Genomic DNA, 11,913 nt, shown 5'->3' with positions numbered 1-11,913 from the left:
CACTTTCTACAATAACTTTTTCTGTTCTAGATTCTTCCGAGTTGAACTAGGTTCGGCTTGACCAAACTGCTCTGCCAAACGTTGACTCCAAGAGGTCGTCGCACGCGCACCAGCATAGTCTGCCTGTACTTTGTCATAGTCCAAAATCGCCGCTACTGGCTGTTCTTGGTATTCCTCTTCAAATACCACTTGGTTCAAAGGCAGTCTTGGTTTGACATCATGTTGTTGATCTGGCACGCCAAGGGCAATCCCAAAAACAGGGTAGGTATAGTCAGGCAGGTTAAAAAGCTTTGCCACTTCTTCTGACTTATAACGGACCAAACCGATGATAACACCACCATATCCCAGACTCTCTGCTGCAAGCAAGGTATTTTGCCCAGCAAGCGCAGCGTCCACAGACGTGATGAGGAGACCTTCCACTCCTTGGGGTTGGAAAGTGTCTGTATGAAGACTTGCTCCCTTTTCAGCTCGGTTCAAGTCACCGACAAAGAGCAAAAAGGCAGCTGACTGGCGAATGGCTTCCTGAGGAACCAGTTCATATAAGGCATTTTTCTTCTCTTGACTGCGCACAAGAATCACAGAGTAGGATTGGAAATTTTTCCAAGATGACGCCATTTGTCCAGCAGTCAAAATCTCTTCCAAGTCTGCCTGAGGAATTTCTTGCTCCTTAAAGCGACGAACTGAAGTATGAGCTTTCATCAGTTTAATGGTTTCTGTCATCGGCGATTTTCTCCTTCTAGTCTTGTCTCCTCAGCCAAATAACGGATTCGTTCCATGACCCGTCTAGCTTCCCAAGTCTCGTCATTTCCATTCTTTCCTTTGGCAAAATGTTTTTCCAAATCTTGGAAATTAAAGTTGGAAGTAAAGAAGGTCGGCAAATCTTCCTGCATACGATACTGGAGAATAACTTGGAGAATCTCATCACGCACCCAAGGTGTTGACTGCTCTGCACCAATATCATCCAAGACCAAGACTTCTGCTAACTTGATGTCATCCACCAAGGTCTTCACAGAGCCTTCACCGATGGCATTTTTCACATCAATGACAAAGCTTGGATAGTGGATAATCGTCGTTGATGCCCCACGTTTTTCAGATAGGTCATGAGCTAAGGCTGCCATCATGAAACTCTTACCAACACCAAAATCTCCGTAGAGATAGAGGCCTTTTCGGATACTAGGGTAAAGGTCAACAAAGGCATAGAGTCTCTCAAAAATTGGCAAGCGTCCTAGATCATCCAGGTCAATCTGAGCCAACTTCGCTCTCTTGAGACTTGCTGGTAGATTGATCAACTTGAGACGATTCTTGATTGCCGCCTCTTTTTCAGCTGCGATTAGTTCTGGTGTTTCTTCATAAGACACATCCGCATATCCGTGATTCATAACCAAGATGGGCTTGTAGCCACGCGCTATATAGTCCGCATCCCCACGAAGAAACTTGTCCCGTTCTGTGATATATTGGTTGAACTTGGAGATGCTACGATTCAACTCCTCTGGGCTGAGGGATTCTTTCTGGATAAAAGCCGCTACATCTGGGTCTTTCATAATCTGCTGGACTAGGTCCTGATACTGAAAACGACTTGTCTGACGTTTGATAACGTCGCCAACACTTTCCATCTAGTCTCCTCCTTCTTCTAATCGGGCTAACATTTCTTGTTTTTTACGTTCTAGTTCCAGACGAGTCTCCTCGCTGGTTTGATTTTTATATTCTGGATTACTCCACTTGGGAACATTTGTCTTAGTCGAGTTCGTTTTCGATTTTTGGTCTTCTTGTCCTTTTTGCTGACGCTCTCGAATCCGTAGCACAGCTTCTTCTGCTGTTCGAATTTTTTGATAAGCGTAGTCATTGGCGACCTTCATGGCATATTTTTCATTGACATTTGCCGAATCAACCTTGTTAAAGGTTAGAAGCAAGACGATATTGATGACTTCATCCAACAAGCCTAAAGACGCCATCTGGTGAAGGAGTTCTCTTTCACTTTGGGTGATGTTCCCCTTACGCGTTTGCTTGATTTCCGCTAAAAAGTGCAGGGGAGTTTTATTTTTGGCTTCCCTGATAATGGTCATTTCTTTGGGACTAAAGTCAGAAGTAGCTGGTTTTTGTGCTATCTTTTCACGCATGCGTTTGACTGAAATAACCTGAGCCACCGCTGTCGCCTTAGCTATTTGATAGGTTTCAAACCAGGTCCATTTTTTTTCATCTGCGATGGCGAATAATTCCAAAACATCCGCCTGCTCGTCTTCAAAACGCAAGCCATCTCGAGCCATCAGGCGCTGGAAATGTCCCAAGTCAAAATCATTTTTTAACTTGCTTTTAGATTCGCTTGAGGTCACTTCTTCAGTCAGGGTTGGAAAGACTTGGCTTAAAGAAACAGAGAGTGCTTCTCCCTCACTAGGTTCCTGCTTCATAGCAGAAACAGCTGTATCCCCAATCTTTTTCTCTAATAATCTACTATAGACAGAATGACTTAAAAAATCCTGACTGGAGAGGGGAGAATGAAGCTGCAATTCATAAGTTTCCCCCTTCTGATAAAGGGTCAACAAATCCAAAGCAGATAAGACTTTGAAGGATTGGAGCAAAGTCGGCATGCCAAAGTTTAAGTGGTTGAGAATATGGGAAAAGAGGTGTTCTTTTTGCCCACCATCCCAAAAGGTAATGGCGTATAGATAGAGGCTCAGTGCCTCCTGACCGATAATCGGGAGGTAGCACTGCACCAGAGAAGAGGTATCTTGCGACACCCGATTATTCTTTAGAAAAGAAAAACGGTCATTTGGCTTCATCTATTTTTCCTTTTTCTTTTTTGAGGACTGGGTGATCTGCTGGAGCAGACTCTCCAACTCACTCACATCCTTAAAGCTACGGTAAACACTGGCAAAACGAACATAGGTAATCTCATCAAGCTCCGCCAATTCTTCCATGACTAAGGACCCAATATATTCACTTTGGATCTCATTCTCACTGCGACTACGGAGTTTTTGCTCGATGCGATTGACCACCATGCCGATTTCATCACTTGAAACAGGGCGTTTCTGGGCTGATCGGATAATCCCATTAAAGATTTTATCTCTCGAAAACTGCTCTCGCGTACCGTCTTTTTTGACGACAACCAACGTTCTTTCTTCTACTCGTTCATAGGTTGTAAAACGATGCTGACACTCGTCGCACTCACGTCTTCGGCGGATGGTATTTCCTTCTTCGGCTTGTCGACTATCAACAACACTAGACTTGGTAGCCCCACATTTTGGACAACGCATGCATTTCCCTCCTTGTCGTTTTCTTTTCATTATACCATTTTTTGAGCGATTCCCAAAACAATTCTTATTTTTACTTGACAAGTTTTTTGTTTTATTGTATTATTTGATTAGAACAACAAAGACAAAGAAAGGAGACTATGATGTCCTGGTCATTTGATAATACAAAACCGATTTATTTACAGATTATGGAAAAAATCAAATTACAGATTGTTTCCCATGAACTGGAACCCAACCAACAGCTCCCTACCGTGAGAGATTTGGCGAGCGAGGCTGGGGTTAATCCCAATACCATTCAGCGCGCCTTGTCTGACCTTGAACGTGAAGGGTTTGTATACAGCAAGCGAACAACTGGTCGTTTTGTCACCGAGGATTTGGACCTCATCCTTCAGTCCCGCAAACAACTTTCCGAGGAGCAACTGCAACAATTCGTCTCTTGCATGCTTCAATTTGGCTACAAAAAAGAAGAACTGCCAAATGTATTAAGCGACTATATTAAAGGAGTTTAAGACTATGACACTACTAGCACTTGAAAATGTAACAAAATCATATGGAGCAACTGCGGCACTTGACAATATCTCACTAGAGATCTCAGCCGGAAAGATTGTCGGGCTCCTTGGACCAAACGGATCCGGAAAAACAACCTTGATCAAACTGATCAATGGTCTCCTTCAACCAAATAAAGGACGTGTCCTCATTAACGGACAGGATCCAAGTCCTGCTACCAAGGCGATCGTTTCCTATCTGCCAGACACAACCTACCTCAATGAAGAGATGAAGGTTAAGGATGCTCTAACCTATTTTAAAACCTTCTACCAGGATTTCAATCTCGAAAGAGCCCAACACCTTTTAGCCGATCTCGGTATTGATGAAAACAGTCGCCTCAAGAAACTATCAAAAGGGAACAAGGAAAAGGTCCAACTCATCTTGGTTATGAGCCGTGAAGCCCGCCTCTACGTTCTGGACGAACCAATCGGAGGCGTGGATCCAGCTGCCCGTGATTATATCCTCAATACCATCATCAACAACTATTCCCCAACTTCTACGGTGCTAATTTCAACCCACTTGATTTCAGATATTGAGCCAATCTTGGATGAGATTATCTTCCTCAAAGACGGAAAAGTCGTCCGCCAAGGAAATGTTGATGATATTCGTTACGAGTCAGGTGAATCAATTGACCAGCTCTTCCGCCAGGAATTTAAAGCCTAAGCAAAGGAGATTATTATGTTTTGGAATCTAGTTCGTTATGAATTTAAAAATGTCAATAAATGGTATCTGGCACTCTACGGTGCTGTGCTTGCAATTTCAGTTTTGATTGGAGCTTTTATTAGCAGCCTTAGCCAGAGTTACAATCCTAACAATGCTGCTTATTTCATCTTCTTTTTAGTACTAGTCTTTGGAGGACTCAGCGTCACTCTTTGGATTGCAACAATCTTTTTAATCATCCGAAGATTCAAGGGCAGTGTTTATGACCGCCAAGGGTACTTGACCCTGACCTTGCCTGTCTCTGAGCACCAAATCATCATCGCAAAACTTTTAGGTGGTCTTGTCTGGTCCATCTTAAGCTATATCGTCTTTATCTTGAGTATATTGATTATCTTCTTCTTAACACCAATAGAAAAAGACTTCACTGCCCTCTATAACTTCATTTCCCCTTACCTCAGCTACGGCTGGCTGTATGCGCTATCACTGTTTGTAGGTTCGATCGCATGGATTTTATCCATCTACCTCTCCATCTCTATCGGACAACTCTTTAATGAGTATCGAACAGCTATGGGGATTCTAGCCTATATCGTCATTGCCATCGTCATTGGTTATGTTTCTCTCTTTTTCCGAATTGAAAATGACTTTAACATGATGATTGGTACAGAAATTCTGCGCGATCTCTTTTTATCAGCTATCTACTATCTCGGTACCTACTATATCTTGAAAAACAAGGTTAACTTGCAATAAGTTAAAGGTCTAGCGACTCTGTATCGCTAGATCTTTTCTTTTAGATATATTGTATGAAAATGTGGATAAAAAGGAGTATAATAATTTTAAAAGTGATTACTGTATATTGATAAGGAGGGAGCTCTTTATGCTTAGAACGTTTGTTGCAAAGAAACACTTAACACTTTACTTCTTTTCGATTGCAATCACATGGCTGGAAGCGATTATTACGCCAGCGCTCATTCAGAGTATCGTTGCTAGTTTTACCAATCAAGAACTGGAACTTCTTTGGAAAGTGTTGATTCTGGGAATCCTTGGAAACCTCATCCTCTTACTGGGGCTAGCTGGAAAACGCTATTACTACGCTCGTTTGATTACTGATTTCAGATATGGAATTAAAAGCGCTATTTTCAAGCGATTCCTCAGCGGTTATGATATTGATGAAAAGGATATTTTGTCTGATTTAGAAAACGACGTCAACCAGTTAGAAAAGAGCTATATTGAGCCAACCGTTATCATTATTTCTTCTCTTGGTTTCACAACCGTCTCCATTCTATATGCCCTGTGGACTAATTTTTACCTAGGCTTGATTTTTATTCTCTTCTACTCCGTCCCTGTCCTCTGTAGTGCCATCGGATCTAAGCGTTTAGATTCACTTTCTGAAAAGCGGTCCACTATTAACCAGAGCTACTTATCAAGCTTGACAAATTTTATTGGCGGTAGCCAACAGATTCGTCATTATCAGAGACAGGACTTCTTTTTTGCTCGCTATCAAAATCAGTTACAGACTAGTTTGGATGCGGAAATACGATATGAGAAACAACGTACCCTAAACAGTCTCTTTATCAATAGCATCGATGCCTTTTGCTCCGTTGCCCCTATTGTCATTGGCGGTTTTATGACCTATTATGGTTATTTAAACGCAGCTAGTTTTGTAGCCATTTATCTCGTTTCTCATAATATTGGCTATCAATTCCAAGAATTAGCCTACTTTACTAACACCCGAAAAGCAACTCAATACCTCTGTGAAAAGTACCAAGTACTTTTCACAAATTCTAGTCCTATTTCTACTAGCACCTTCCAAAACATTTATCCCGTCCAACTAGAGAATATCTCTCTAGAAAAAGAGGGACAGGTCCTTTTATCCCCTCTTTCCATGCACATCAAGAAAGGAGAAAAGATTGCCATTATCGGTGAAAGTGGCTCTGGAAAAACGACTTTACTCAATATCATTCATGGAGAGTTGGCTGCGACCAGTGGACGGATTGCATTTGCTGGCCAAAGCCTATCACGCCAAGAAATCACGAGCGTTAGCTCCTATATCCTCCAAGATAGCCATTACTTTGACACGCTGTCTCTGGAAGACAATATCCTTCTAGGAATGACTAAAAAGCAAGAAAGGTTGAATCATATCCTCAAGACAACTGGTTTAGAACATTTGAAAAATCGAACTCTTAGCAACGATAGCCTGTCTGGTGGCGAGAAACAACGACTCGAAATCGCTCGCGCGCTCTATCACGACAGCCAACTCATCTTGGCTGATGAGATTAAGGCCAATCTTGACTTAGAGAATAGCAAAAAGATTAGCGACCTCCTCTTCTCGCTACCTCAGACAGTCATTGAAGTCATTCACCATTATACAGACGAGGACTTAAAACGCTACGACCAAGTCATTCATTTAAGCAAAGAAAAGTAAATCCTTACAAAATAAAATTGGAAAAAAGCAAGGAACTCAGCTTCCTTGCTTTTTAACTCAATATCAAACTAGCTACGATGGGGCTTACAAATACGTAGAGAATACCAGTAATACCGATAGCCAAACCACCCATGGCTCCTGCTACAGAACCGTATCGAAAGGCCGTACCCGTTCCGACAGCATGACCTGTTCCCCCAAGGGAAAGCCCAACTGCAACTGGATCGTCAATCTTCAACAACTTCAAAAGGGTTGGTCCAATCACACTGGTCAAAATCCCAGTTGCTACTACGACGACCAAGGTCACAGTCGTCAAACCTTGCAATTTTTCTGTAATCCCCACTGCCATTGCGGTTGTCACTGACTTGGGAAAGAGAGAAATAGCTAGGAAAAAATCCATACCAAATATTTTCGCTACTATGGCAGTGAAGCTAGTATTGACAACTACTGCTAACAGACTACCAAAGAGAATACTCCGAGCATGATGCTTCATCAAGTGAAAGCTCTTATAAAGCGGAATCCCTAGAGCCACGGTCGATGGGACTATCAAGTTGTTCAGATAAACCCCACCTTGATAATAATCTTGATAAGAAATACCCGTCGCCTTAAGGAAAATAATGATAAAAATAGCTGACAAAAGCAAGGGTGTTGTCAAAGGATGGGGAAAACGTCTGTAAATCAACATCCCCACTAGATAAGCTAGGATAGATAATGCAATCCCAAACAGGGGATTGGATACAAATTCGCTCATTTGGCATCTCCTTTCTCATAATCTCCCTCAAATCGTCTCTTGATAAACTGAACCACTAGGGCAATAAGGATAATGTTGATAACAGCCGCAAAAAAGACAATCAAGACGATGGGCAAAAGATAAGGGGCAATCACATCAAACTTTTCCATGATACCCACTGCTGGCGGCAAAAAGAGGATGGTCATATTGGCCAGCAAGAAATTCCCGACCATATTGACATGTCTGGTCCTTAGCCACTTGAACTGTAGGGCTAGAAAGAGAAGCATCAAGCCGATAATACTGCCTGGGATGGGCAAATGAAAGAAACTGGAGATTCCCTCACCGATTAGAGAAATCACAAAGAGAATCATCAATTGAACATATAATTTCATCCTAAACTCCATGAAATAAACTTCTTGCATACCAGTTTACTCTTTTTTCAGAAAATTTCAAGGAAATATTGAAATTCTTCTTTCTTGCAAGGATTAGTTAAAAGTAGTATAATCATTGCATGCGCAATCATCTTGTGTTACAAAGATAATCAGTAATGACTTTGTGATTTTACTTTGAAAAGAAAGGAGAAAACAATGACCTATTTGGAAAAGTGGTTTGACTACAACCGCCGTCAAAAGGAAATGGAAGCCTTGTTGGAAGAAACTATTGCCCAGCAGAGTGAACAAAGGTTGACCTTGAAAGAGTTTTACCTGCTCTACTATCTGGACCTAGCCGATGAAAAATCTTTACGGCAGATTGACCTGCCAGATAAACTCCATCTCAGTCCGAGCGCTGTTTCTCGAATGGTGGCTCGCCTGGAAGAGAAAAACTGTGGTTTGCTTAGTCGCAGATGTTGCGATCAGGATAGACGGGCTAGCTTTATCTGCCTGACTGACGAGGGACAGACAACCTTAGCTTACCTGCAAAAGGCCGTCGAGGAAAGACTGGAAACGAGTCTTGACTTCATTTCGTAATCCGATTTTTTAAAAAAAGTTGCGTGCGCAATCATTTTTCTTGACATTCCTCTTTTCAAGGAGTACAATAAAGTCAAGATCGAACAAAGGAGTTTTATATGATCGAAATTACTTATCTAGACGCCAGCAAGCAAGAGAGAACCATGACTTTCGAGTCTTACCAAGACTTTGAACGTTCTCAACAAGCTTGCCTTATCGGTGTCGCAGATTATTACCCAGTTCAAAAATTGACCTATAATAGTCATGATTTGGACTACCATGGGACTTATGGAGATGTCTTCTTCTATCTCATGAAACAAGATTTAAGCCAATATAACTAAAAAAGGAGAAATACAATGGCAAAAGCAATTACAGATGCAACATTTGAACAAGAAACAAAAGACGGTTTGGTCTTGGTAGACTTCTGGGCAACTTGGTGTGGTCCATGTCGTATGCAAGGTCCAATCTTGGATAAATTGTCTGAAGAACTTTCAGAAGATGTCTTGAAAATCGTTAAAATGGACGTTGATGAAAATCCAAATACAGCTCGTGCTTTTGGAATCATGTCTATCCCAACCCTTCTCTTCAAAAAAGACGGCCAAGTGGTGAAACAAGTTGCAGGTGTTCACACAGCAGAACAAATCAAGGCCATCGTTGCTGAATTGAGCTAATCACACTAGAGACCAAGTGGATTCATTTGGTCTCTTTTTTCTTGCCCTTTGCCATTTTTCAAAAAATATGCTAGACTGTAGATAGAATATTACGATGTTTGGGACATGCCATCGCTAAAAAAAACCTCTACTTGGTATTTTTTAGCTCCCCTCAAGGGAGCTTTTTGCGTGCTCTGAACATTTTCCACTTTGGAAGGAGTACTATGAAACGTCAATCAGCCTTGGTCGTCTTTAGCGGCGGTCAAGATTCCACAACCTGCCTCTTTTGGGCTAAAGAACACTATGAAACAGTCGAAGCTGTCACCTTTGCCTACGGCCAACGCCATCATCTCGAAATCCAAGTTGCTAGAGAAATCGCTAAGGAACAGGGTATTCGTCATCACATCCTAGATATGTCTCTGCTGGGACAAATCACTGAAAATGCCTTGACCTCTGATCTGGAAATCGAGCAAAAAGAGGGAGAGGTTCCCAATACTTTCGTTGACGGCCGCAACCACCTCTTTCTATCCTTTGCGGCAGTTCTTGCCAAGCAACGTGGGATTAAAGATATCGTGACAGGTGTCTGCGAGACAGACTTCTCAGGCTACCCTGACTGCCGAGATGTCTTTGTCAAATCTCTCAATGTTACGCTCAACCTTGCCATGGATTACGACTTCGTTATCCAAACACCTCTCATGTGGCTAGACAAGGCTGAAACTTGGGAATTAGCCGACCAACTCGGTGCCTTTGACTATGTTCGTGAGAAGACCTTAACCTGCTACAATGGGATTATCGGAAGCGGCTGTGGAGTTTGTCCAGCCTGCCACCTACGTCAACATGGTTTAGATGTTTATCTCTCACAGAAAGGAGAGGCCTAATGTTTTTTGCACCCAAAGAAATCAAACAAGAAACTGGCGAGTCTCTGGTCTACAATCCTCACAGAACCTTGGTATCAAAAGAATTTACCTTTGATGCTGCCCACCACCTCTTTCACTATGAGGGAAAATGCAAGTCCCTGCACGGCCACACTTATCATTTACAAATCGCTGTCAGTGGATTTTTAGATGAACGGGGCATGACCTACGATTTCGGAGATATCAAAGCCATCTACAAGAACTACTTAGAGCCCCATTTGGATCATCGCTATCTCAATGAAACCCTGCCTTATATGAACACGACTGCTGAAAATATGGTTTACTGGATTTTCCAAACCATGAGTCAAGAGTTGCCTGACGAGCGCGGTCTCCGTTTGGAATACGTTCGCCTCTATGAAACTCCGACTGCCTTTGCAGAGTTTAGACGGGAGTGGTTAGATGACTAGGGAACGTGTCCTCAAACTACCAGTTCTGGAAATTTTTGGCCCTACCTTTCAAGGTGAAGGTCGTGCTATCGGGCAGAAAACCATGTTTGTCCGTACTACTGGTTGCGACTACCATTGCGACTGGTGCGACTCTGCCTTTACTTGGGATGGTTCTGAAAAGCCAACTCGCATGACCGCTGATGAAGTCATTGCTGCCTTAGATAAGCTAGGAAGCTACGACTACGTCACCCTGTCTGGGGGAAATCCCGCTATCCTAGCAGCCAATATGGCCGAACTCGTCACCAAGCTCAAAGAACGTGGGGTCACCCTTGCTGTTGAGACCCAAGGTTCTCGCTGGCAAAATTGGTTAAAAGATATTGACCAAGTCACTCTGAGCCCCAAACCTCCCTCATCCAAGATGGAAGTCAACTTCGAGACTTTAGACTTTATCGTTTCCCAATTGGATCCAGACAAGGTCACCTTTAAAATCCCTGTCTTTGATGATGCCGATTTGGCCTTTGCTAAAGGGATTCAAGAACGTTACCAACCAGATGTCCTCTTCTTATCGGCTGGAAATCCTGAGCCCAAGGCTACAGGTAATATTGTTCAAGACCAACTAGACCGTCTCAAAGAACTCTGGGAACGCGTCGCTGCTGACGATAGCTGGGGCAATGTCCGCGTCCTTCCTCAACTCCATACCCTCCTCTACGACAACCAACGTGGTGTTTAAATTAGAAAGAAAAAATCATGTCACAACAAGAAGAAATGAAAAACCTAAGCCTACTGGGCAACAAAGAAACCAACTACATTTTTGACTATCAACCAGAAGTCCTTGAATCTTTTGACAATCGTCATGTTGAAAATGACTATTTCATCAAATTCAACTGTCCTGAATTTACCTCGCTTTGCCCAATCACCGCTCAGCCAGACTTTGCGACCATTTATATTTCCTACATTCCTGACAAGCTCTGCATCGAATCAAAATCCCTCAAACTCTACCTCTTTAGCTATCGAAATCATGGAGATTTTCATGAAAACTGTATCAACACTATCGGGAAAGATTTGGTCAACTTGCTAGACCCTCGCTATTTAGAGGTATGGGGAAAATTCACTCCGCGTGGTGGTATCTCAATCGACCCTTACTACAACTACGGTAGACCTGGAACTAAGTATGAAGGCTTGGCAGAACAGCGTCTCTTCCAACACGACCTCTACCCAGAGAAAATTGACAACCGTTAAACTCATACTCAATGAAAATCAAAGAGCAAACTAGGAAGCTAGCCGCAGGTTGCTCAAAGCACTGCTTTGAGGTTATAGATAAGACTGAAGAAGTCAGCTCAAAACAGTGTTTTGAGGTTGCAGATGGAAGCTGACGTGGTTTAAAGAGATTTTCAAAGAGTATAATACGAAAAA

17 protein-coding genes are annotated in these 11,913 nt (G+C 42.5%); 11 read left to right on the top strand and 6 right to left on the bottom strand.

The annotated features are described in order from the left end of the window. Positions 1 to 6: 6 nt before the first annotated feature. From M1F65_RS00480 to nrdR, 4 genes are read right to left on the bottom strand one after another with little or no spacing between them, the layout of a single operon-like run. Complete coding sequence (locus M1F65_RS00480) at positions 7 to 720, bottom strand: NADPH-dependent oxidoreductase (RefSeq protein ID WP_042902667.1); 714 nt, start codon at positions 718 to 720, stop codon at positions 7 to 9. Next, a complete protein-coding gene (gene dnaI, locus M1F65_RS00475; RefSeq protein WP_042902666.1) occupies positions 717 to 1,613 on the bottom strand; it encodes a primosomal protein DnaI in 897 nt (298 codons plus the stop codon). Before dnaI ends, M1F65_RS00480 begins: the two co-directional genes overlap by 4 nt. Beyond that, positions 1,614 to 2,777 (bottom strand): DnaD domain protein, encoded by a 1,164-nt coding sequence (locus tag M1F65_RS00470; protein WP_042902665.1) that lies wholly within the window; start codon positions 2,775 to 2,777, stop codon positions 1,614 to 1,616. It abuts the gene before it with no gap. Next, positions 2,778 to 3,251 (bottom strand): transcriptional regulator NrdR, encoded by a 474-nt coding sequence (gene nrdR, locus M1F65_RS00465; RefSeq protein ID WP_001203676.1) that lies wholly within the window; start codon positions 3,249 to 3,251, stop codon positions 2,778 to 2,780. Positions 3,252 to 3,391: 140 nt separating this feature from the next. Here nrdR and M1F65_RS00460 point away from each other — a divergent pair, with 140 nt between their 5' ends. The 4 genes from M1F65_RS00460 (at position 3,392) to gggC (ending at position 6,876) form a co-directional block, all read left to right on the top strand. Beyond that, positions 3,392 to 3,757 carry a GntR family transcriptional regulator gene (locus M1F65_RS00460; RefSeq protein WP_000119117.1) on the top strand — a complete coding sequence of 122 codons (366 nt, stop codon included), beginning with the start codon at positions 3,392 to 3,394 and terminating at the stop codon, positions 3,755 to 3,757. 4 nt (positions 3,758 to 3,761) lie between these two features. Then, on the top strand, positions 3,762 to 4,457 hold the full coding sequence (locus tag M1F65_RS00455) for an ABC transporter ATP-binding protein (protein WP_000173188.1): 696 nt from the start codon (positions 3,762 to 3,764) through the stop codon (positions 4,455 to 4,457). 15 nt (positions 4,458 to 4,472) lie between these two features. After that, complete coding sequence (locus M1F65_RS00450) at positions 4,473 to 5,201, top strand: hypothetical protein (RefSeq protein ID WP_000498773.1); 729 nt, start codon at positions 4,473 to 4,475, stop codon at positions 5,199 to 5,201. A gap of 127 nt (positions 5,202 to 5,328) precedes the next feature. Next, the gene (gene gggC / locus M1F65_RS00445) at positions 5,329 to 6,876 is read left to right on the top strand and encodes a streptosactin export ABC transporter GggC (protein ID WP_247925266.1); all 1,548 of its coding nucleotides are present in this window, start codon (positions 5,329 to 5,331) and stop codon (positions 6,874 to 6,876) included. 52 nt (positions 6,877 to 6,928) lie between these two features. Here the strand turns inward: gggC and M1F65_RS00440 are convergent, their stop codons facing one another. Continuing rightward, the gene (locus M1F65_RS00440) at positions 6,929 to 7,624 is read right to left on the bottom strand and encodes an LrgB family protein (protein ID WP_125388872.1); all 696 of its coding nucleotides are present in this window, start codon (positions 7,622 to 7,624) and stop codon (positions 6,929 to 6,931) included. Beyond that, entirely contained in the window at positions 7,621 to 7,995 is a 375-nt protein-coding gene (locus M1F65_RS00435) for a CidA/LrgA family protein (protein WP_084971415.1), read from the bottom strand. Before M1F65_RS00435 ends, M1F65_RS00440 begins: the two co-directional genes overlap by 4 nt. Before the next feature lie 195 nt (positions 7,996 to 8,190). Between M1F65_RS00435 and M1F65_RS00430 the strand changes: the two genes are divergently transcribed. From M1F65_RS00430 to queF, 7 genes are all read left to right on the top strand, one after another. Then, positions 8,191 to 8,571 (top strand): MarR family winged helix-turn-helix transcriptional regulator, encoded by a 381-nt coding sequence (locus M1F65_RS00430; protein ID WP_042768552.1) that lies wholly within the window; start codon positions 8,191 to 8,193, stop codon positions 8,569 to 8,571. Positions 8,572 to 8,669: 98 nt separating this feature from the next. After that, positions 8,670 to 8,891 carry a DUF4649 family protein gene (locus M1F65_RS00425; protein ID WP_084944975.1) on the top strand — a complete coding sequence of 74 codons (222 nt, stop codon included), beginning with the start codon at positions 8,670 to 8,672 and terminating at the stop codon, positions 8,889 to 8,891. 15 nt (positions 8,892 to 8,906) lie between these two features. Further along, a complete protein-coding gene (gene trxA, locus M1F65_RS00420) occupies positions 8,907 to 9,221 on the top strand; it encodes a thioredoxin (RefSeq protein ID WP_001029581.1) in 315 nt (104 codons plus the stop codon). Positions 9,222 to 9,424: 203 nt separating this feature from the next. Then, a complete protein-coding gene (queC, locus tag M1F65_RS00415) occupies positions 9,425 to 10,078 on the top strand; it encodes a 7-cyano-7-deazaguanine synthase QueC (protein ID WP_247925265.1) in 654 nt (217 codons plus the stop codon). After that, positions 10,078 to 10,521 (top strand): 6-carboxytetrahydropterin synthase QueD, encoded by a 444-nt coding sequence (gene queD / locus M1F65_RS00410; RefSeq protein ID WP_000464575.1) that lies wholly within the window; start codon positions 10,078 to 10,080, stop codon positions 10,519 to 10,521. Before queC ends, queD begins: the two co-directional genes overlap by 1 nt. After that, entirely contained in the window at positions 10,514 to 11,230 is a 717-nt protein-coding gene (queE, locus tag M1F65_RS00405; protein ID WP_000196477.1) for a 7-carboxy-7-deazaguanine synthase QueE, read from the top strand. The genes queD and queE overlap by 8 nt, the downstream gene beginning before the upstream one ends. 17 nt (positions 11,231 to 11,247) lie before the next feature. Continuing rightward, positions 11,248 to 11,739: a preQ(1) synthase gene (gene queF / locus M1F65_RS00400; protein ID WP_000082577.1), complete on the top strand. Its 492-nt coding sequence runs from the start codon at positions 11,248 to 11,250 to the stop codon at positions 11,737 to 11,739. The last annotated feature ends 174 nt before the right edge of the window (positions 11,740 to 11,913 follow it).

Source organism: Streptococcus oralis (assembly GCF_023109195.1).
GTDB lineage: Bacteria > Bacillota > Bacilli > Lactobacillales > Streptococcaceae > Streptococcus > Streptococcus oralis_BV.
This window is presented reverse-complemented; position numbering and strand designations above follow the sequence as displayed.